At 72.8% G+C, this 20944-nt stretch carries 20 protein-coding genes; 10 read left to right on the top strand and 10 right to left on the bottom strand.

From position 1 onward, the window contains the following. Positions 1–55: 55 nt before the first annotated feature. Positions 56–442 carry a hydroxyphenylacetyl-CoA thioesterase PaaI gene (paaI, locus tag ACIQU3_RS04550; protein ID WP_403728273.1) on the top strand — a complete coding sequence of 129 codons (387 nt, stop codon included), beginning with the start codon at positions 56–58 and terminating at the stop codon, positions 440–442. Next, positions 443–1798, top strand: a complete 1356-nt coding sequence (gene paaK / locus ACIQU3_RS04555) for a phenylacetate--CoA ligase PaaK (protein ID WP_403923321.1) — start codon at positions 443–445, stop codon at positions 1796–1798. Positions 1799–1820: 22 nt separating this feature from the next. Here paaK and ACIQU3_RS04560 read toward each other — a convergent pair whose 3' ends face one another. Further along, positions 1821–3044 (bottom strand): PP2C family protein-serine/threonine phosphatase, encoded by a 1224-nt coding sequence (locus ACIQU3_RS04560; RefSeq protein WP_403923323.1) that lies wholly within the window; start codon positions 3042–3044, stop codon positions 1821–1823. Between the two features lie 127 nt (positions 3045–3171). After that, positions 3172–3930 carry an IclR family transcriptional regulator gene (locus tag ACIQU3_RS04565; protein WP_403727723.1) on the bottom strand — a complete coding sequence of 253 codons (759 nt, stop codon included), beginning with the start codon at positions 3928–3930 and terminating at the stop codon, positions 3172–3174. Between the two features lie 299 nt (positions 3931–4229). On the opposite strand from ACIQU3_RS04565, the gene ACIQU3_RS04570 reads away from it, so the two are divergent. From ACIQU3_RS04570 to hypE, 7 genes are read left to right on the top strand one after another with little or no spacing between them, the layout of a single operon-like run. After that, positions 4230–5975 carry an enoyl-CoA hydratase-related protein gene (locus tag ACIQU3_RS04570; protein WP_403923324.1) on the top strand — a complete coding sequence of 582 codons (1746 nt, stop codon included), beginning with the start codon at positions 4230–4232 and terminating at the stop codon, positions 5973–5975. Next, a complete protein-coding gene (locus ACIQU3_RS04575; RefSeq protein WP_403727718.1) occupies positions 5972–6559 on the top strand; it encodes a hydrogenase maturation protease in 588 nt (195 codons plus the stop codon). The genes ACIQU3_RS04570 and ACIQU3_RS04575 overlap by 4 nt, the downstream gene beginning before the upstream one ends. A 37-nt stretch (positions 6560–6596) precedes the next feature. After that, a complete protein-coding gene (hypB, locus tag ACIQU3_RS04580; RefSeq protein WP_403727716.1) occupies positions 6597–7340 on the top strand; it encodes a hydrogenase nickel incorporation protein HypB in 744 nt (247 codons plus the stop codon). After that, entirely contained in the window at positions 7337–9649 is a 2313-nt protein-coding gene (hypF, locus tag ACIQU3_RS04585) for a carbamoyltransferase HypF (protein ID WP_403727714.1), read from the top strand. The genes hypB and hypF overlap by 4 nt, the downstream gene beginning before the upstream one ends. Before the next feature lie 3 nt (positions 9650–9652). Further along, positions 9653–9973, top strand: a complete 321-nt coding sequence (locus ACIQU3_RS04590; protein WP_403923326.1) for a HypC/HybG/HupF family hydrogenase formation chaperone — start codon at positions 9653–9655, stop codon at positions 9971–9973. Next, positions 9970–11112, top strand: coding sequence for a hydrogenase formation protein HypD (hypD, locus tag ACIQU3_RS04595; RefSeq protein WP_403727710.1), 1143 nt, complete (start codon positions 9970–9972; stop codon positions 11110–11112). Before ACIQU3_RS04590 ends, hypD begins: the two co-directional genes overlap by 4 nt. Next, complete coding sequence (gene hypE / locus ACIQU3_RS04600; protein ID WP_403727707.1) at positions 11105–12175, top strand: hydrogenase expression/formation protein HypE; 1071 nt, start codon at positions 11105–11107, stop codon at positions 12173–12175. Before hypD ends, hypE begins: the two co-directional genes overlap by 8 nt. A gap of 70 nt (positions 12176–12245) precedes the next feature. Here hypE and hypA read toward each other — a convergent pair whose 3' ends face one another. The 8 genes from hypA to ACIQU3_RS04640 are packed head-to-tail and all read right to left on the bottom strand — an operon-like array spanning position 12246 to position 18766. After that, positions 12246–12596, bottom strand: a complete 351-nt coding sequence (hypA, locus tag ACIQU3_RS04605; RefSeq protein ID WP_403727703.1) for a hydrogenase maturation nickel metallochaperone HypA — start codon at positions 12594–12596, stop codon at positions 12246–12248. Positions 12597–12603: 7 nt separating this feature from the next. After that, positions 12604–12795 carry a hypothetical protein gene (locus tag ACIQU3_RS04610; RefSeq protein ID WP_403727701.1) on the bottom strand — a complete coding sequence of 64 codons (192 nt, stop codon included), beginning with the start codon at positions 12793–12795 and terminating at the stop codon, positions 12604–12606. A 34-nt stretch (positions 12796–12829) separates the two neighbouring features. Further along, positions 12830–13036: a hypothetical protein gene (locus ACIQU3_RS04615; protein WP_403727699.1), complete on the bottom strand. Its 207-nt coding sequence runs from the start codon at positions 13034–13036 to the stop codon at positions 12830–12832. 40 nt (positions 13037–13076) lie between these two features. After that, a complete protein-coding gene (locus tag ACIQU3_RS04620) occupies positions 13077–13673 on the bottom strand; it encodes a DUF5947 family protein (protein WP_403727697.1) in 597 nt (198 codons plus the stop codon). Then, a complete protein-coding gene (locus ACIQU3_RS04625) occupies positions 13670–14221 on the bottom strand; it encodes a NifU family protein (RefSeq protein WP_403727695.1) in 552 nt (183 codons plus the stop codon). The genes ACIQU3_RS04620 and ACIQU3_RS04625 overlap by 4 nt, the downstream gene beginning before the upstream one ends. Continuing rightward, complete coding sequence (locus tag ACIQU3_RS04630) at positions 14214–16007, bottom strand: nickel-dependent hydrogenase large subunit (protein ID WP_385659112.1); 1794 nt, start codon at positions 16005–16007, stop codon at positions 14214–14216. The genes ACIQU3_RS04625 and ACIQU3_RS04630 overlap by 8 nt, the downstream gene beginning before the upstream one ends. A gap of 49 nt (positions 16008–16056) precedes the next feature. After that, positions 16057–17145 carry a hydrogenase expression protein HypE gene (locus ACIQU3_RS04635; protein ID WP_403727690.1) on the bottom strand — a complete coding sequence of 363 codons (1089 nt, stop codon included), beginning with the start codon at positions 17143–17145 and terminating at the stop codon, positions 16057–16059. Between the two features lies 1 nt (position 17146). Then, a complete protein-coding gene (locus ACIQU3_RS04640; RefSeq protein ID WP_403727687.1) occupies positions 17147–18766 on the bottom strand; it encodes a hypothetical protein in 1620 nt (539 codons plus the stop codon). Between the two features lie 468 nt (positions 18767–19234). On the opposite strand from ACIQU3_RS04640, the gene ACIQU3_RS04645 reads away from it, so the two are divergent. After that, on the top strand, positions 19235–20911 hold the full coding sequence (locus ACIQU3_RS04645; RefSeq protein ID WP_403727685.1) for an NAD-dependent malic enzyme: 1677 nt from the start codon (positions 19235–19237) through the stop codon (positions 20909–20911). The last annotated feature ends 33 nt before the right edge of the window (positions 20912–20944 follow it).

Here is a 20944-nt window from a genome sequence, read left to right on the forward strand (position 1 = left end):
CAAGGTGGTGCGAGAAGTGAGTCATACGGCTGACGCGACACCCGCGGCGGAGGCGATGTTCGCCGCGGACGAGGCCTCCCGCGGGCTCGGCATCGAGCTGCTGGAACAGGGCGAGGGGACCGCCGTCCTGCGCATGACCGTGACCGGCGCGATGGTGAACGGGCACGGCATCGCGCACGGCGGGTATGTCTTCCTGCTCGCCGACACCGCCTTCGCCTGCGCCTGCAACAGCCACGGCCCGGTGACCGTCGCTGCCGGGGCCGACATCACCTTCGTGGCCCCGGCACACCGGGGCGACGTGCTCGTGGCCCGGGCCGAGGAACGCACCCGGTTCGGACGCAGCGGCCTGTACGACGTGAGCGTCCGGCGGGGCGACGAGGTGATCGCCGAGTTCCGGGGCCGCAGCCGGAGCATCAGGAGCACGAGGCCGGAGGAGTCCTGAATGACCAGCGAGACGGCGGCCACCCGGGCCCCTGAGCCGACGCCGCGGCGGCTCGGTGAACCCCTGCCCCACGACCTTCTCGACGACGGTGAGCGGTTGACCCGTGAGCAGCTGCGCGAGCTCCAGCTCGACCGCCTGCGCGGCGGCCTCCGGCACGCCTACGACAACGTGGAGGCGTACCGGAAGAAGTTCGACGCGGCCGGGGTCTGTCCCGAGGACTGCCGCTCGCTGGAGGACCTGGCCCGCTTCCCCTTCACCACGAAGGCCGACCTGCGGGACACCTACCCCTTCGGCATGTTCGCCGTGCCCATGGACCGGGTGCGGCGTGTGCACGCCTCCAGCGGCACCACCGGCCGCCCCACGGTGGTCGGCTACACGGAGAACGACCTGTCGATGTGGGCGGACCTCGTCGCCCGCTCGATCCGTGCCGCGGGCGCGCGGCCGGGCCACAAGGTGCACGTCTCCTACGGGTACGGGCTGTTCACCGGCGGCCTCGGCGCGCACTACGGGGCGGAGCGCGCCGGGTGTCTGGTGATCCCGGCCTCCGGGGGCATGACCGCGCGCCAGGTGCAGATCATCCAGGACTTCCGGCCCGAGGTCATCATGGTCACCCCGTCCTACATGCTCACGCTGCTCGACGAGTTCGAGCGCCAGGGCCTCGACCCGCGCGCGAGCAGTCTGCGGGTGGGCATCTTCGGTGCCGAGCCGTGGACGGAGGAGATGCGCCGCGAGATCGAGGAGCGCACGGACATCCACGCCGTCGACATATACGGCCTGTCCGAGGTGATCGGCCCGGGTGTCGCCCAGGAGTGCGTGGAGACCAAGGACGGCCTGCACGTGTGGGAGGACCACTTCTACCCCGAGGTCGTCGATCCGGTCACCGGCGAGGTGCTGCCCGAGGGCGAGGAGGGCGAACTGGTCTTCACGTCCCTGACCAAGGAGGCCCTGCCGGTCGTCCGCTACCGCACCCGTGATCTGACGCGGCTGCTGCCCGGCACGGCCCGGCCCGCGTTCCGCCGCATCGAGAAGATCACCGGCCGTTGCGACGACATGATCATCCTGCGCGGGGTCAACGTCTTCCCCAGCCAGATCGAGGAGATCGTGCTGCGCACGCCCGGTGTCGCCCCGCACTTCCAGATCCGGCTGACCCGGCGCGGCCGCCTGGACCACATGACCGTCCGCGTCGAGAGCCGCCCCGGCACCGGCCCCGAGCAGCGCACGGCCGCGGCCGCGGCGATCGCCGGGGCCGTCAAGGACGGCATCGGGATCACCGCCGAGGTCGAGATCGTCGAACCGGAGACGCTGGAGCGTTCCCTCGGCAAGCTGCGCCGGGTGAAGGACCTGCGCGAGAGCTGAGCCGGTGCGGCCGCCGGGCCCCTCAGGAGCAGCACTTCGCCTCGGGCACCGGGGCGGGAGCGCCCGGGCCGGTGCCGCTCGCCCCGGAAACCTCCGGCTGCGCGCCCGACACGGCCGGTTTGCGGATGAGGAGCAGGGCCGCGTCGTCGTGCAGCCGGCCGCCCACGTGGGCCAGCAGTTCCTCGTGGAGCGCGTCGAGGGTGTGGGCCGGCTCCGGGGAGACGTGCCGCTCCAGACCCTCGGCGAGGGGGTAGAAGGCGCGGCCGCCGTCGCGGGCCTCGGTGACCCCGTCGGTGTAGAGCAGCAGCTGGTCCCCGTCGGCGAAGGGCAGCGTCTGGAGTCCCGGAGTGTGTCCCGTGAGGTCGCGCAGGCCCAGGGGCGGGGCCGGGTGCGCGGGCTCCACCGCGGTGATGCTCCCCGAGGCGCGCACCAGCAGCGGGGGCGCGTGCCCGCAGTTCACCACTTCCAGCTGCCCTTCCCGCGGGTAGCCTGCGACCACGGCGGTGACGAAGTCGTCGCGACCGAGGTTGCGGGCGAGGCTCCGCTCGATGCGGTCGACCACGTCGAGGAGATCGGGCTCGTCATGGGCGGCCTCACGGAAGACCCCGAGCACCAGCGCGGCGGTCCCGACGGCGGGCAGCCCCTTGCCGCGTACGTCGCCGACGATCAGCCGCACCCCGTGCGGGGTGGGTATCAGGGCGTAGAGGTCACCGCCGATTCGGGCCTCGGCCGCCGCGGCGCTGTAGCGGACGGCCGCCTGGAACGGCCCCACGATCGCCGGCACCGGCTTGAGCAGAGCGTGCTGTGCCGTCTCGGCGACGGACCGGACGGCGGCCAGCACCCGCTCCCGGCGTCCGCGCAGCACACCGGCCAGGCCACTCGCGAGCGTGACGGCGACCAGGGCCGACAGCACGGCCGCCAGTTCCCGGCCCGGCACTCCGTCGCGGACCCCGAGCGTCGCGCCGACCACCACGGCGAGCACGCCGACGCAGCAGACCCCGCGCGGCCCGTTGGTCGTGGCCGCGAGGGCGGGCCCGGCCGCGAGCAGGGGCAGCCAGATCATCCCCGCCCCGCCGACGAGGTCGGCGGACACGACGGCGGCGACGACCAGGACGGGCAGGACGGGCACGCCGACGGCCAGGCGCGAGACGACGCGCCTGCGGGCCGAAGCCCCGGGACCGGCCACTCGGTTGCCGGACGGCCGTACCGGCCGGTGGTCGACGCCATGGTTACGGGCTTGACTCATGTCTGGGTCCGCAGTCCTCACCTGTGCGCGGGGCACGACTCTGAAATGTCGGTTTCATCCAGAGAACGGGGTGAGCGGTGGCATCGGCAAGGAGCGGATTTTCAGATAGTGAACGAGGGGGTCCTGATCACGTCGTGAGCGAGAGAGTCCTGGTCACGCGGCTCGCGGTCGGGAGCAGGCGCTCGCGGATCTCCGGCAGCCGGGAGAGCCGGTGGGACGGCAGGGAGACGCCGAGGGAGCCCAGCACGTCCCCGCTGTACACCGGGACGGCGACGCAGACCGTGCCGAGGGCGTACTCCTCCATGTCGGTGATGGCCGGTGCCAGGGGCGGGGCCTCCAGCCGGCGCAGGAGCTCCGGGAGGCTGGTGATCGTCCGTGGGGTGAGGTCGGCGAGGTGGTGCCGGGAGAGGTAGTCCTGCCGGGCGTCCTCGTCCAGTTCCCGCAGGACGGACTTGCCCAGTGCGGTGGCGTGCCCCGCGTCCTCGAAGCCCACCCAGAGGTCGACCCGGGGCGTCCCCGGTCCGTCGACGATTTCGGCGACCCTGATCTCGCCGTCCTCGTAGAAGGTGAGGTAGGCGGCGGTGGCGAGTTCGTCCCGCAGCGCGGCGAGGGTGGGCCGGACCCGGCTGAGCAGCGCCTGCGCACGGCCCGTGGACTGCAGCGTCTGCAGTTTGTCGCCGAGGACGAAGCCGCCGTCGTCCAGCTTCCGCACGTACCCGTCGTGCACCAGGGTCCGCAGCAGGTGGTAGGTGGTGGCCAGGGGCAGGTCCGTCTCGCGCGCCAGCTGCTTGGCCGGCGCGCCGTTGTCGTGCGCGCTCACCGCCTCCAGCAGCCGCATGGCCCGCTGGACGGAGTTGATGAGCGTAGGGCCGTCTTGCGCACCCATAGGAACAGCGTGCGTCAGGCGTACGTCCCGGGCAAGGGGAGGCCGACGGACCGGCTGGGACCGGCTGCCCTCGCAGGACGACCCGCAGCGCGAACCGGCGTCCCGGGCGGCGGCCGACGGACCCGGACTCGGGCTCGGGCTCGGATTCGGACCCCGACTCGGACTCGGACCCCGACTCGGACTCGGACTCGGACTCGGACGGAAGTCTCGCGTATCCGTTCGGCCGGAAGCGGACGACCACAGCGAAACGCCGCCGTGGTCCTTCACGGCCCTCCCGGGAGGTACGACCATGCCGGGTCATGGACATCTTGCTCGTCGCCAGCGCGTTCAACAGCCTGTCCCAACGTGTGTTCGCCGAACTGTCGGACGAGGGGCACCACGTGGACGTCGTGCTCGCCTCGCACGGCCCCGACGCCGTCCGGGCCGCCGTACGCGAGACGGGCCCGGAGCTCATCGTCGCCCCGATGCTGAAGTCGGCCCTGCCGGAGGACGTGTGGCGGGAGCACACCTGTCTGATCGTGCACCCGGGGCCACCCGGCGACCGGGGCCCCTCGTCGCTGGACTGGGCGATCGCCGAGGACGCGACGGAGTGGGGCGTCACGGTGCTTCAGGCCGAGGCCGCCATGGACGCCGGGGACGTGTGGGCGGACGCCTCCTTCACGGTGCCGCCGACGGGCAAGAGCGACCTGTACCGCAACGAGGTCGCGGACGCCGCCACGGCCGCCGTGCTGCTGGCCGTGCGGCGCTACGCCGACGGGTCCTACAAACCGCGCCCGCAGAGCGAGCCCGGGATCCACGTGGTGTGGCGGGACTTCTTCCGCCAGGAGCAGCGGCGCATCGACTGGGAGAACGACGACACGGCGACGGTGCTGCGCAAGCTCCGCGGGGCCGACTCGCAGCCGGGTGTCCGGGACGAGATCTGCGGCCGGGAGGTGTTCCTGCACGGCGGGCACCCCGAGGACCGGCTGCGCGGGGAGCCCGGGGAGCTGCTCGCGACCCGGGCCGGCGCGCTCTGCCGGGCCACCCGGGACGGCGCGGTGTGGATCCCGGAACTGCGCCCCCGCAAGAGCTCCGGTGACCCGGCCCCCTTCCGCCGCCCCGCGGCCTCGGTGCTCGCCGGCTTTCCCGCCCCGCCCGGCAGCGGCCCGGGCATGCCCGGCACGCAGGACCGCCCGTACTGGCTGCCGGAGATCGCCGCCCCGCTCGAACTGCCCCCGGCCCGCACCACCTGGACCGACATCCGCTACCGGCAGCGCGGCCCCGTCGGCTTCCTGAGCTTCTCGTTCCCCGGCGGGGCGATGAGCACCACCCACTGCCGCAGGCTGCTCGCCGCCTGGCGCTACGCGCTCACCCGCCCCACCTCGGTGCTGGTGCTCGGCGGTGCGCGCGACTTCTTCTCCAACGGCATCCATCTCCACGTCATCGAGGCGTCGAGTGATCCGGCGGTCGAGTCCTGGTCCAACCTCAACGCCATGAACGACCTGGTCAAGGCGGTGCTGCGGACCACGGACCGGCTGGTGGTGGCGGCCCTCGGCGGCAACGCGGCCGCCGGCGGCGTCATGCTCGCCCTGGCCGCCGACGAGGTGTGGTGCCGCACGGGCAGCGTCCTCAACCCGCACTACCGGAACATGGGCCTGTACGGGTCGGAATACTGGACGTACTCGCTGCCCCGCCGGGTGGGTGCGGAGACGGCCGAGCGGCTGACGTCCGAGGCCTTGCCGGTGAGCGCCGCGTCCGCCGAGCGGATCGGTCTGGTGGACCGCCTGGTGCCCGCGGGGCCACAGGAGTTCGCCGCCGAGGTCGAGCGGCTGGCCGGCGACCTGGCCGACGACCCGGATCTGCCGCGCCGGATCACCGCCAAGGCCACGGCGCGTCACGCGGACGAGCTTCACCGGCCCCTCGCCGAGTACCGGCGGGCCGAGCTGGCCCGCATGCGCGCCGTCTTCGACGACCCCGGGGCGCCGTATCACGCGCTGCGGTCCGCGTTCGTCCGCAAGCTCCCGAGCAGCTCCGCCCGGCCGCAGGCCACGGGAGGAGCGAAGTGAGCGCGCGGCTGCTCGTGGCGGGTGTCGGCAACATCTTCCTCGCGGACGACGCCTTCGGCCCCGAGGTCGTCCGCGCGCTGGACCGGCACCCGTTGCCGCCGGAGGTACGGGTGCGGGATTTCGGCATCCGCGGCATGGACCTGGCCTACGAGCTGCTCGACGGCTACGACACGGCCGTCCTGGTCGACGCTGCCGTGCGGGGGCACAGGGCGGGCACCCTGTCGCTGATCGAGCCGGACCTGCCCCGGTCCCCCACCGCGGGCGACCCGCCGGAGGCGCACGGCATGGACCCGGCGAAAGTCCTGGCCCTGGCCGCCCACCTGGGCGACGAGCCGCTCCCCCGCGTCCTGGTGCTGGCCTGCGAGCCCGAGCTGCGGGCCCCCGCCGACGAGGACATCGCCCCCGGCATCAGCGCGACGGTGCGGGAGGCGGTGGGGCGGGCCGTGACGGCGCTGCACACGCTGGTGCCCGTGCTGCTCGCGGACCCGGCGGCCACGCCCCCGTTGAGCCGCCCGGACGAATCCACTGTGCTGTCCCCGGCCGGGCTGCCGGACTCGGTGAGCGGCGGCGCGGAGGATCGGTAGGAACGATTTCCCTACCGACGCGCGAGGAGCGGCGCCCATGTGCGATTCCGTGGACGAGGTCACCCAGGCCGTCCTGGCCAAGAACGACGGGCTGGCCGCGGGCCTGCGCGAGGAGCTCGCCCGGCGCGAAGTGAGCGTGGTCAACCTGCTGTCCAGCCCCGGCAGCGGCAAGACGGAACTGCTCGGGCGGGTGCTGGCCAGGGCGGTGGAGCGGAGCCTTCCGGTGGCCGCGCTCACCGCCGATCTGGCGACCGAGAACGACGCCGACCGGCTGGCCCGTTCGGGAGCCCCGGTGAAACAGCTCCTGACGGACGGGCTGTGCCACCTGGAGGCGCGGCAGTTGCGCGGTCACGTGGAGAGCTGGCTGCCCGAGGGGACCTCGCTGCTGTTCGTCGAGAACGTCGGCAACCTCGTCTGCCCCGCGTCCTACGACCTCGGCGAGAGCCTGCGGATCGTGCTCATGGCGGTGACGGAGGGCGAGGACAAGCCCCTCAAGTACCCCACGGCCTTCGGGTCCGCCCACCTGGTGGTGCTGACGAAGACCGATCTGGCCGGACCGGCCGGATTCGACGAGGCGGCGTTCGTGACGAACGTCCAGCGGGTCAACCCGGGGGTGGAGGTGGTGCGGTCCTGCGCCCGCACCGGCACCGGCGTCGACGCCCTTCTGGAGCGGGTGCTCGGCGTCCGGGACGGGTCCCCCGCCCACCGGCCGCCCCTGGCGCCCCGCCCGCACACCCACAGTCACAGCCACGGGGGCGCCGAAGCCGGCCTCGTATCGTGACGGCGCCCGCCGCCCGGGCGGTGCGCCGTCGCGTCACCGTGCGGGGGACCGTGCAGGGTGTGGGGTTCCGCCCGTTCGTGCACCGCCTCGCCTCGGAGCTCGCGCTCACCGGTTTCGTGGGCAATACGGCGAGCGGCGTCCTCATCGAGGTGGAGGGCCCGCCGGACGGCGTCGCCGACTTCTGCGACCGGCTGGCCGAGCAGCCGCCGCCGCTGGCCACCGTCACCGGCCTGGGCTTCGAGGACCTGCCCGCGACGGGCACCGGCGGCACGTTCGACATCCGCTCCACCGACCGCTCCCCCGGCAGCACCCTGCTCCCGCCCGACACGGCGACCTGTCCGGACTGCCTGCGGGAGCTGGGCGATCCGTCCGACCGCCGGCACCGGCACCCGTTCGTCACCTGCACGCACTGCGGCCCCCGCTTCACCATCGCCACGGGCATGCCGTACGACCGGGCGGTCACGACCATGTCCGGCTTCCCGATGTGCGCGGGGTGCGCACGTGAGTACGGCGACCCCCTCGACCGCCGCTTCCACGCCCAGCCCGTGGCCTGCCCCGACTGCGGCCCCCGGCTCAGTCTGGTGCCCGCGCCCGGGAACGGGGTCCGTCCGGCCCGGGATGCCGAAGCCCTGGCGTCGGCACGGGCGTTGCTGGCAGCCGGGCGGATCGTCGCCGTGAAAGGCCTGGGCGGCTACCACCTGGCCTGCGACGCGGCCGACGCACGAGCCGTCGACACCCTGCGCACGCGCAAGGCACGCGGTGGCAAACCGTTCGCGGTGATGTGCGCGGACCTCGGCGAGGTACGGCGCGTCGCCCTGCTCTCCTCGTCCGAACGGGCCGCGCTCACCGGCCCCCGCCGTCCCATCGTCCTGCTGCGCCGGCGTCCCCAGGCGAACGGCCTCGCGCCCGGCGTCTGCCCCGGCAGCCCGCATCTCGGCGTGATGCTGCCCTACACACCCCTGCACACCCTGCTGTTCGGCCTGCCCGGTGACCCGCCCGGCCCGCGCGTGCTGGTCATGACCAGCGGCAACCGTTCCGGGGAGCCGATCGTCACGGACGACGACGAGGCGCTGGACCGGCTGGCCGGGCTGGCGGACGCCTGGCTGGCCCACGACCGGCCCATCGCCTCCCCGTGCGACGACTCCCTGCTGCGGGTGCGCCCCGAGGGCACCGAACAGGTGCTGCGCCGCTCGCGGGGCTTCGTGCCCCGTCCGCTGCGGCTTCCGGTGCCGGTGCGGCCCGCCCTCGCCGTGGGCGGTGACCTGAAGAACGCCCTGTGCCTCGCAGCAGGCGACCAGGCCTGGTTCGGCCCGCACATCGGCGACATGGGCGACATGGCCACCCTGGAGGCGGCCCGGAGGGCGGAGGCGCACCTGCGGGCCCTCACCGGCGTGAGCCCCGAACTGGTCGCCGCCGACCGGCACCCCGGGTACCACTCGACCCGGTGGGCCGCCCGGCTCGCCGGGCACGCCCCCGTACTGGTCCAGCACCATCACGCGCACATCGCCTCCGCGATGGCCGAGCACGGTCTCGACGGCACCACCCCCGTGATCGGCGTCGCCTTCGACGGCACGGGCTACGGCGACGACGGCACCGTCTGGGGCGGCGAGGTCCTCCTCGCCGACTACACCGGCTTCCGCCGCTACGCCCGCCTCTCCCCCGCCCCGCTGCCCGGTGGCGACGCGGGGGTCGCCAACCCCTGCCGTCTGGCCCTGGCCCGGCTGTGGGCGGCGGGACTGCCGTGGGACGCGGACCTGCCGTGCGTGACCGCCTGCGCACCGGACGAGCTCACGCTGCTCGAAAGGCAGTTGTCCGGAGGCCTGGCCTGTGTGGCGACCTCCAGCATGGGCCGGCTCTTCGACGCCGTGTCCTCGCTCGTGGGCGTGTGCCACCGCGCCGGGTACGAGGCTCAGGCCGCGCTGGAGCTGGAGGCGGCGGCCGCCTCGGCGTGGGACGCCGACGGGTCGGCGTACACCTTCGCCGGGGATCTCGACCCGGCACCCGTACTCGGCGCGCTGATCGCCGGCCTGCGGCGCGGCACACCGGCCGCCGTCCTCGCGGCCCGCTTCCACCGCGGCGTGGCGCGGACGGTGGCGGGGATCTGCCGACGCGCGCGTCAGGACACCGGTCTGGCCACCGTCGCCCTCAGCGGCGGGGTGTTCGCCAACGCGCTGCTGGAGGAGGAGTGCGCGCGGCTGCTGTCCGAAGACGGTTTCGCGGTGCTCCGGCACGGCGAAGTCCCGCCGAACGACGGCGGGCTGGCCCTCGGCCAGCTGGTGGTCGCGGCGCACCTACGACAGGAGGAGTGACCCATGTGTTTGGCAGTGCCCGGCAAGGTCGTGTCCATCGACGACAGCGCCGACCCGCTCACCGGGCTGATCGACTTCGGCGGTGTGCAGAAACAGGCGTGTCTGGAGTACGTGTCCGACGTGGAGGTGGGTGAGTACGTCATCGTGCACGTCGGTTTCGCGCTCCAGCGCCTGGACGAGGAGTCGGCCCTGGCGTCCTTGCAGCTGTTCGAGGAACTGGGGCTGCTGGAGGAGGAGTTCGGGGACGCCTGGGAGCAGGCGGCCAAGGAGGCGGGCACCGCCGCGGTGACGGAGCCCCAGGACAGCGGGAGCGAGGCCCGGTGAAGTACATCGACGAGTTCAACGACCCTCAGCTGGCGCGGCGCCTGCTGGACGAGATCCGTGCCACCGCCACCCGGCCCTGGGCCCTCATGGAGGTGTGCGGCGGGCAGACCCACTCGATCATCCGGCACGGCATCGACCAACTGCTTCCCGAACAGGTCGAGTTGATCCACGGTCCCGGCTGCCCGGTCTGTGTCACACCGCTGGAGGTCATCGACCAGGCACTGGAGATCGCCTCACGACCCGGAGTGATCTTCTGCTCCTTCGGCGACATGCTGCGGGTGCCCGGCACCGACCGCGACCTGTTCCGGGTCAAGGGCGAGGGCGGCGACGTACGGGTGGTGTACTCGCCGCTGGACGCCCTGGAGCTGGCCCGCCGCAACCCGGACCGGGAGGTGGTGTTCTTCGCGATCGGCTTCGAGACCACCGCCCCGGCCAACGCGATGGCCGTGCACCAGGCGCGCCGCCTGGGCCTGACCAACTTCAGCCTGCTGGTGTCGCACGTGCGGGTGCCCCCGGCCGTGGAAGCGATCATGTCGGCGCCCGAGTGCCGCGTGCAGGGCTTCCTGGCCGCCGGGCACGTGTGCAGCGTGATGGGGACGGCCGAGTACCCGGAGCTCGCCGAGCGGTTCCGCGTGCCGATGGTGGTGACCGGGTTCGAGCCGCTGGACATCCTGGAGGGCATCCGCCGGGCTGTCCGCCAGCTGGAGCGCGGGGAGCATCGGGTGGAGAACGCCTACCCGCGCGCCGTACGCGAAGCGGGCAACCCGGCCGCGGTGCGCATGATCGAGGAGGTCTTCGAGGTCACCGACCGGTCCTGGCGGGGCATCGGACGGATCCCCGCCAGCGGCTGGCGCCTGACCGACGCCTTCCGGGCGTACGACGCGGAGCACCGCTTCGACGTCGGCGGGATCCGCACCGAGGAGCCCGCCGAATGCCGGGCCGGCGAGGTGCTCCAGGGCCTGATCAAGCCGACCGAGTGCGCCGCGTTCGGCACCACCTGCACCCCGCGCACCCCGCTCGGCGCCACCATGGTCTCCAGCGAGGGCGCCTGCGCGGCGTACTACCTCTACCGACGGATGAACGCCCCGGCACAGCAGGCCGGCGGGGCCGCGCGGCAGGAGGTGACCCCCGTTGTCTGAGCGACTCGCCGATGTGGTCGACCCGGCCGCCTGGACCTGCCCCGCACCCCTGCGCGACCAGGGCGTGGTGGTCATGGGGCACGGCGGAGGGGGTGCGCTGTCGGCCGAGCTGATGGAGCGGATCTTCACGCCCGCCTACGGCAACGCCACCCTGTCCGGCCTGGCCGACTCGGCCGTCCTCGAACTGGGCGGAGCGCGGCTGGCCTTCTCCACCGACTCCTATGTGGTCCGGCCGCTGTTCTTCCCGGGCGGCTGCCTCGGCGACCTCGCGGTCAACGGCACCGTCAACGACCTGGCGATGAGCGGCGCCCGGCCCGCGTACCTGTCCGCCGCCTTCGTCCTGGAAGAGGGCGTGGAGCTGACGGTCGTCGAGCGGATCGCACGCTCGATGGGGGCGGCCGCCCGGACCGCCGGGGTCACCATCGCGACGGGCGACACCAAGGTGGTGGAGTCCGGGCACGGCGACGGGGTCTACGTCACCACCGCCGGGGTCGGGCTCGTGCCGGACGGGGTGGACATCCGGCCCCAGCGTGCCCGGCCCGGGGACGCGGTCATCGTCAGCGGGCCCATCGGGCTGCACGGCGTGGCGATCATGAGCGTCCGGGAGGGCCTGGAGTTCGGGGTGGAGGTCGCAAGCGACACCGCGCCGCTGGCGGATCTGGTGGCGGCCGTGCTGGCCGTCACGCCGGACGTCCATGTGCTGCGCGATCCCACCAGGGGCGGCCTGGGTGCCTCGCTGAACGAGATCGCCCGCGCCTCCGGGACCGGTGTCCGGCTTCAGGAGCGGGCGATCCCGGTGCCGGACGCGGTGGCGAACGCCTGCGGTTTCCTCGGGCTCGATCCGCTGTACGTCGCCAACGAGGGGCGGCTGGTCGCCTTCGTTCCCCCTGCGGAGGCCGAGGAGGTGCTTGCGGCCATGCGGGCCCATCCGCAAGGTGCCGGGGCGGCACGGATCGGCGAGTGCGTCGCCGAGCATCCGGGCATGGTGGTGGTCGCCACCGGACTCGGCGGTACGCGGGTGGTGGACCTCCCCCTCGGAGAGCAGCTGCCGCGTATCTGCTGACCACCGGACAGGAGGAGGGCCCCGCCGGTCCGTCGGCGGGGCCCTCCTTTGTCCATGCCGGGACCGGTGTCTATGCCGGGACCGGCTCGATCCCGGCGATCTCCAGCTCCCGGCCGCTGCGCAGGTCGCTGGAGGGCCGGTCGCAGCGCGGGCACCAGAAGAACGGGGGCATGCCCACCGCGAACTCCTCGGCGCACGGGCCGCACCAGGCCTGCGCGGGGACCTGCTCGACGACGAGGCATGCCCCTGCGAGGGAGGTGCCGTCACGGGCCACCTCGAAGGCGAAGTCCAGGGCGTCGGGAACGACGCCCGCCAGCTCGCCGACCCGGACGGTCACCTTCGAGACGGCGTCCGTCCCGTCCGCCCGGGCCAGCTCGTCGGCCCGCTCGATGATCGCGGTCGCGATCGACAGTTCGTGCACGGCCGGCTCACGGGTAGCGGCGGCCGGCGCGGAATCCGCCGGCCATCCGCCAGATCCGCATCTCCCGCCTCAGGCTGGGAAACTCCCAGCACAGCAGGGCCAGGACCGCACCGCCCACCAGGACGGCCTCGGCCTTCAGCACCCGCTGCCCGCTCACCCCGCCCCGCCTGCGCGCGGCGGGTCTGCATGCTCGTTTCATTGCGGCGACTCCCTGCTCGTTCGCGTCACGGTGTTCATCCCGGCGAGATGTTCGGCATGGTCTCCGCGAGGGTGTCATGCCGCTTCCAGTGGATCCCCGTGGAGCGGCGCGCGTCGGCGGTGCCGTCCTCGTGGTGACCCTTCTGCCGCTCGCGCGGTCCCTTGTTGCCCTGGTGCATGCCGGCGACGTGCCCGGGCGTGTCGGGCTTCGCCTGGGGCCGGCCCACTCTGATGCTGCCCATGATGCTCTCCTTCCTCGCCTCCGACCTGCGGAGTGCGTGGCTACGGCCGCTCGGTGAGGCCCTCGAAGAACTGCTCGACGGCCGGCCAGATCCGCCCGCCGCCGGACAGGCCGCGCCACTCCCGGCGTACCACGGCGACCATCCGGTAGCAGTCGTCGATCGGCACGATCCAGTGGTGGTCGAGGCCGTGGACGGTGTTCACGAGCAGCGCCTCCACCTCGGGTTCCACGGTCGCGAGCGGTGGACACGTCCCGGCCAGCTCCTGCCAGGCCGCCGCGTCCACCTCCCATCGCATGGCTCCCGCGGGGCTCGGGCCCTCGGCGGTGACGGTGCCGTCGGCCCGGGGCACGAAGAAGACCAGGCCGACCGGTACGCCCAGAACCGTCGTGTCGACCTCGGGCAGCCGCACCCGCCGCCGGGGCACGAGCCGGTACTGGCCGTCCCCCGCCGCCGCGTCGGCGAACAGCACGGAGCAGGGGCCGCAGGCGCAGCGCACCTCCTGCCGTCCGGTGTCGTACAGGTGGGCGTGCTCGTCGGCGACCGGTGCGGCGCACAGGTCGCACACCTCCCGCTCGGCCGCCGCCGTACGGTCGGCCGAGGAGCGGATGAGGCGGGCCAGTGCCCCGTCGGTGGTCACGGTGCGCCCCGGTGCGTCAGTGTGGTCAGGGGGACGAAGGCGGGGGCCGTCTCGGTCAGCGGCTCCACCGCCGTCAGTTCGGGCGCCGCGGCGAGCACCGCCGCGCTGACCGCGTCGGTGACCTCCGAGCCTCCGCCACCGCAGCCGGACCCGCATCCGCCGCCGCCCGTCGTCAGACGGACCCGGGCGGTCTGCCCTTCGACCCCGGCCCACTCCACGTCGCCGCCCCGTTCCTGCACGGCGGGACGCAGCCGTTCGACCGCGCGGGCCGCCCGGCGTTCGGCGGGCTCGGGGTGGACGGCGTGCAGCACCATGAGGTGTCCCAGCAGCTCGTCCTCGGCGAGGCGTCCGGCCAGTTGCTCGTCCGCGAGGTCCAGGACGCGGGCCAGGGCCTCGCCGTAGACCTCGGTGAGCAGGGCCACCGCCTCGGTCGCGGAGCGGGTCGTGGGACCGGGCGCGGTTTCGAGGCCTTCCAGCAGCTCGTCGAGCCGGCCGAGCCGGGCCTCGACGTCCGGGTCGGCCAGCCGGGCGCCGACGGCCTCAGCCATGGTTCGCCCCGTACGTCGGCGAGTGCAGGGTGGTCAGCGTCTTGCCCTTGCCGACGTACATGTGCACCCCGCACGGCAGACACGGGTCGAAGCTGCGGACCGTGCGCATGATGTCGACGCCCTTGAAGTCGTCCGGCCCGTTCTCCTCGAAGATGGGCTGGCCCTGGACGGCGTCCTCGTACGGGCCGGGGGTGCCGAACTTGTCGCGGGGGCTGGCATTCCACGGGGTGGGCGGATACGGGTGGTAGTTGGCGATCTTCTTGTCCTTGATCACCAGGTGGTGGGAGAGGACGCCGCGCACGGCCTCGTGGAAGCCGCAGCCGATCGCCTCGTCGGGCACCTCGAAGTTCTCGAACACCTTGGTCTCGCCCGCGCGGACCATGCCCATGGCCTCTTCGAGGAACTGCAGGGCCATGGCGGCCGCGTAGGCGATGAAGTACGGCCGGGCGCGGTCGCGTTCGATGGTGTTGCTCCACTGCGGGATGCGCCACTCGAGGGTGGTCTCCGGCAGGGACTCGCCCTTCGGCAGTGAGATGCGCACGCTGTGGCCGGTGGCCTTGACGTACGGGGTGTCGACCAGGCCGCTCAGCGCCGTCGACCACAGGCGGGCCAGGGGGCCGCCGCCGGTGTCGAGGGCGAGGTGGTCGCCGGTGCGCTGGTCGAACCAGCGGGGGCTCATCACCCAGCTGTACTTGTCGTCGAAGTCGCGCTTCTGCGGCACCGGCACGGTCGTCTGGTTCCACGGGTGGCGCATGTCGACGGGGTTGCCGAGCGGGTCGTGGGTGACGAACGGCTGCTCGTTGACCCAGTCCTCGTAGTAGGAGCTGCCGAGCATGATGCGCAGGCCGAGGTTGATGTCGACGAGGTTGTTGGTGACCAGTTCACCGTCGACGATGATGCCGGGGGTGACGTACATCGCCTTGCCCCAGGTGTTCATCGTCTCGTAGCGGTAGTCGACGACCTTGGGGTCCTGGAAGGCGCCCCAGCAGCCCAGCAGGACGCGGCGGCGGCCGACCTCCTCGTAGCCGGGCAGTGCCTCGTAGAAGAAGTCGAAGACGTCGTCGTTCATGGCGACGGCCTTCTTCACGAAGTCGATGACCCGCATGAGGCGGCTGAGGTAGTCGGTGAAGACGGTCGGCTGCGGCATCGTGCCGACGCCGCCCGGGTACAGCGTGGAGGGGTGGACGTGGCGCCCCTCCATCAGGCAGAACATCTCGCGGGTGACCCGGCTGACCTTCAGGGCCTCCTTGTAGACCTCGCCCTCGAAGGGGTTGAAGGCCTTCATGATGTCGGCGATCGTGCGGTAGCCGTGGATGTCGCCGCGGGGGGCGTCGGTCCGTTCGGCGCGGGCCAGGACACCGGGGTTGGTGGCCTTGACCATCGCCTCGCAGAAGTCCACGAAGACCAGGTTGTCCTGGAAGATCGTGTGGTCGAACATGTACTCGGCGGCTTCGCCGAGGTTGACGATGTGCTCGGCCAGCGGGGGCGGCTTGACGCCGTAGGCCATCTGCTGGGCGTAGTCGGAGCAGGTGGTGTGGTTGTCGCCGCAGATGCCGCAGATCCGGGACGTGATGAAGCCCGCGTCGCGCGGGTCCTTGCCCTTCATGAACACCGAGTAGCCGCGGAACAGCGACGAGGTGCTGTGGCATTCGACGACTTCCCGGTTGGCGAAGTCGATCTTCGTGTAGATGCCCAGGTTCCCGATGATCCGTGTGATCGGATCCCAGGACATGTCCACGAGCTGTGGTGGCTTGCGGTCCGTGGGCCGGGCCTCGGTGGTGGTCATCTGCGGTACTGCCCCTCGCTGTCGGTGGTGGGTGGGGTCGGGGGTTTCATCACGGGCGCCAGCGCGGGTCGTAACCGCTGGTCAGCTTGCGCTTGTTGTGGCGCCACCTGGGCTCGTGGTTGACGAGCTCGTTGGTCATGCCGCGCAGCCTGCGGATGACGGCTCCGTACGGCTTGATGGCCAGGGACGACAGGGTGCCGCCGGGAGGCTCGTCCATGAACGGCATGAACGCGTCGGGGAAGCCGGGCATGGTGCAGCCGATGCAGATGCCGCCGACGTTGGGGCAGCCGCCGAGACCGCCCATCCAGCCGCGCTTGGGCACGTTGCAGTTGACGACCGGACCCCAGCAGCCCGTCTTGACCAGGCACTTGGGCGAGTTGTAATCCTTGGCGAAACCGGCCTGCTCGTAGTACGAGCCGCGGTCGCAGCCTTCGTGGACGGTCTTCCCGAACAGCCACTGCGGGCGGAGCATGTGGTCCAGCGGCGGCGGGGGTGCGGAGCCGGCCGCGTGGTAGAGGACCCAGATCAGGGTCTCCATGAAGTTCTCGGGCTGGATCGGGCAGCCGGGCACGTTGACGACGGGCAGGCCGGCCTGGGAGGTGTAGTCCCAGCCCAGGTAGTCGGCGAGGCCCATGCAGCCCGTGGGGTTGCCGGACATGGCGTGGATGCCGCCGAAGGTGGCGCAGGTGCCGGCGGCGACCACCGCCCAGGCCTTGGGGGCCAGTTGGTCGATCCACCAGTTGAGGGTCTGCGGCTCACCGGTCTCCGGGTCGTTGCCGAAGGACGTCCAGTAGCCGTCGCCCTCGATGATGTTCTGGTTGGGGATCGAGCCCTCGATCACGAGGATGAACGGGCCCAGTTCACCGCGTACGGCCGCCCGGTAGGGCGCGAGGAAGTCCTCGCCGCCCAGGCTGGGCGAGAGCACCTTGTTGACCAGGTTCACCTTCGGCAGGCCCGGGATCAGCCCGAGCACCAGGTCCTCGATCGAGGGCTGGTCGGCTGCGGTGAGCGAGACGGTGTCGCCGTCGCAGCTCATGCCCTCGGAGATCCAGAGGATGTGGATCTCGTCCATGCCCTGCCGGTCCTCGGACCGTTCGGGTTCCTTGCTGACTTCTTCGGTGCTGCTGTGGGTGGTCATGTCACTCGGCCTCCGCTGCGGGGGTCTCGGAGTCGGTCGTGTGCCGCGCGGGAGCTGCGGCGGGAGCCGGTGCCGACGGCTCGTCCGGGGATCCGGCGGGCCCGAGGGGTTCGAGCTCGTCGGGCCGGAAGTAGTGGAAGCGGCCGTACCAGTTGTTCAGTTCGGCGGCCGGGTCGTCGTCGAGGGTGACGGCGAGGTGCACGCTGCCGTCCACGTCGTGGAAGACGGCGGCGACCTCGGCGGTGCGCCCGGCCAGGAACATGTCCTGGGCGTCGGCGCCGCGTCCGCGGGGGCGGAGCCGGACCCGGCTGCCGCCGCCGAGCCGGACACCGTCGACGAGCACGGTGTCGGTGGTCGGGGAGAGACCGTCGTCGCCGCCCTCCTGCCACCAGGCGGCGCGGTCCGCGGACGCCGTGGGGGTGACGGGGTGGCCGGCCTGCGCCGTGGGCGTGACGTGGGTGACGGGGTGGCCGGCCTGCGCCGTGGGCGTGACGTGGGTGACGGGGTGGCCGGCCTGCGCTCTGGGGGCGGCCGGTGTGAGGGAGCGGACGGCGCCGTGCAGTCGTTCGAAGACCTCCTGCGGCATGGTGTCGACCCGGTCGAGGATCGCCGCGGCACGCGGGTCGGTGGCACGCGCCTCGCGCTTCTCCTCGTCGGTCAGCAGCATCGTGCGCAGGGTGAGGATCTCGTCGATCTCCGCGGCGTCGTGCAGGTCGCCGGGGCTCTCGGGGGCGACCTGGGGGTGGTCGGGCAGGATGATCGGCGCGGACAGCAGAACGGGTGCGGTGTCCCCGGTCTCGCCGCCGAGCACCGGGAAGGTGAACTCGTTGCGGCACGCGCGCACGGGTGCGTACAGGTCCGTCGGCGGGTCGATGAGCGAGACGAACTCCACCCCGTCGCCACCGATCAGGGTATGGGTCGCGATGAGGGCCCGGCGCAGTGCCTCGTCCCGGGGGGTGCGCGGCGGCGGTGCGGGCGCGGTGTTCGTGGTCCGTACGCGGATCCGGTACAGGTCACCGGAGAGCCGCTCGGCGGTGACGGCGGTCTCGGCCCGGATCTCCTCGCGGCTGCGCACCACCCGCCCGGCGTCGCCGGGGAGCGTCTCGACGTCCTCGCCCGCCGCGGCGCTCACCGCGACAACCCGCGCGTCCCCGAGGAGTTGGCCGAGCGGGACCCCGACCTCGCACTCGCGCGGCAGGGCCTCGTCGAAGGTCAGGTGCACGGTGCCGTCGTCGGTGCGCACCGACTCGACGGGCCGGCCCGCCTCCTCCACCTGCTTGCGCTGCATCTGGAGGTAGCGGACCCGCACCCGGACGCGGGCGCTGTCCGGCCGCCGGACGCGCAGCAGACACTCGGTCTGCTGGTACCAGGAGTCGGCGGAACCCGAGACACCGGGAGTGACGGGGCCGTCCGCCTCCACCCAGTCCCGGGGGAAGAGCACGCCGAACTGCCAGCGGACGCGGTTCTTCGTGGAGGAGCGGCGGTAGGGGTACAGGAGGTAGCCCTCGTAGAGGACGGCGTCGGCGACGGCGCTGAGCTGCTCGAAGACGCCCGGCCAGGGGTCTGCGCCGTCCGTCGTGGCAGCGCCATCGGTGCCGTCCTCGACCAGTGCCTCCGCCATCGCGCCTCCTCGTTCCTGTGTGCACGCTCATCCCTTCCACCACGGTCACACCGCTCATCCGAGGTCGCCTCCTCCGGCGCAGCGCGATTGGGCCGTTCGGGGTGGTCGTCCAGCCCCTGCCCTGCGCTGCGCAGGGCAGGGGCTCGCCTACGGGCCCGTCCGGCGCCAGGGCGCGCGACGGGCCCGTGCCGGTGGTGCGGGGTCAGCGCCGCATGGGGGGAGCCTGCGCGCCGGCAGCGGGACGATGAGGGCGGCGGCCACCCCATGGGACGCGGCGTCTGAGGTGCCGTCACCTCATGTCACTGTCTCCTGCCGGGGGGTTGGGGCGCGGTGGGGCGTACGGACGGGCGGACCGGAGGGCGGCGCGGAACTCGTCGGTGCCCGGGGACGTTTTCACGGGGCCTGTGGTTGGTCCGGATGGCACACGTCACCCGCACGAACCGGCGCGTCACGGGAAGGCGTCATCTCATGGACCAGCCGACACATCACCCCCGCCCCACCACCAGCCCCGCCGTCACGACCCTGGCCGACCCGCTGGTCAACCGGGGCACTGCCTTCAGCCGCAAGGAACGCGAAGAGCTCGGGATCGAAGGGCTGCTGCCGCCCGCCGTGGAGACGCTGGACGAGCAGGTCGCCCGCGCCTACGAGGCGTTCCACGGCTATGACAAGGCCCTGAACCGGCACATCTACCTGCGGCAGCTCCAGGACACCAACGAGGTGCTCTTCTACCGTCTGGTCACGGAGTACCTGTCGGAACTGCTGCCCGTCGTCTACACGCCGACGGTGGGCGAGGCCTGCCAGAAGTTCAGCGAGATCTACCGGCGGCCGCGCGGTCTCTTCCTGACCTGGGAGGACCGGCACCGGTTCCGCGACATCCTGCGCAACCGCCCGCACCGGGACCACGACGTGGACGTCATCGTCGTCACCGACGGGCAGCGTATCCTCGGGCTGGGCGACCAGGGCGTCGGCGGCATGGGCATCCCCATCGGCAAGCTCAGCCTCTACACGGCCATCGGCGGCATCCACCCCGCCCGCACCCTGCCGGTCCTGCTCGACGTCGGCACCGACAACGAGACCCTGCTCGACAACCCCCGCTACCTCGGCCGGCGCGCCCGGAGGCTGACCGGCGCCGAGTACGACGAGATGATCGAGGCGTTCGTCTCGGCGGTGGAGGCGGAGCTGCCCGGGACGCTGCTGCAGTGGGAGGACTTCGCCACGGCGCACGCCCACCCGATCCTCGCCCGCTACCGGGACCGGCTGCTCACGTTCAACGACGACATCCAGGGCACCGCGGCCGTCACGCTCGGCGCCCTGTCCACGGCGGCGGACGTGGCCGGCACCCCGCTCACCGAGCAGCGCGTGGTGATCCTCGGCGCGGGGTCCGCCGCCATCGGCGTCGCCGGCATGATCCGTACGGCCATGGTCGACGAGGGCCTGTCGGAGGACGAGGCGACGGCGCGGTTCTGGATCGTCGACGTCGACGGACTGCTGGTGTCCACCCGCACCGAACTGACCCCGCAGCAGCGAGTGTTCGCGCGAGACGACAGTGAGGTGGCCCGCTGGGACGGCACCGGCCTCGCCGAGGTGGTGCGCCGAGCCGAGCCGACGGCGCTCATCGGGCTGTCGACGGCGCACGGCGCGTTCACCGAGGAGATCGTGCGGCAGATGGCCTCCACCTGCGAACGGCCCGTCGTCTTCCCGCTGTCCAACCCCACCTCGCACTCCGAGGCCGACCCCGCCGACCTCACCCGCTGGACCGACGGGCGGGCGCTGATCGCCACCGGCTCGCCTTTCCCGCCGCTGAAGGTCGACGGGCGCGAGGTTCCCGTGGCGCAGTCGAACAACGTGTACGTCTTCCCGGCGATGGGCCTCGCGGTGACCGCGAGCGGGGCCACGCGGGTCACGGACCGCATGCTCGTGGCGGCCGCCCGGGCCGTGGCGAGGTGCGCGGTGCGTGCGGCGGACGGCGACGACCTCCCCGTGCCGCTGCTGCCGCCGCTGACCGGCATGCGGGAGTCCGCCCGCGAGATCGCGCTGGCCGCGGCCCTCGCCGCCGTCGAGGACGGGGTGGCACCGCAAGCCACGGAGGAGGAACTGCGCGAGGCAGTCGCCCGGGCGCAGTGGACGCCCCGGTACGAGGACTAGGAACCGTGCGCCGGCCCCACGGGACGTACTGTC

This window comes from Streptomyces sp. NPDC101110 (assembly GCF_044759525.1).
In the GTDB taxonomy this organism is placed as follows: domain Bacteria; phylum Actinomycetota; class Actinomycetes; order Streptomycetales; family Streptomycetaceae; genus Streptomyces.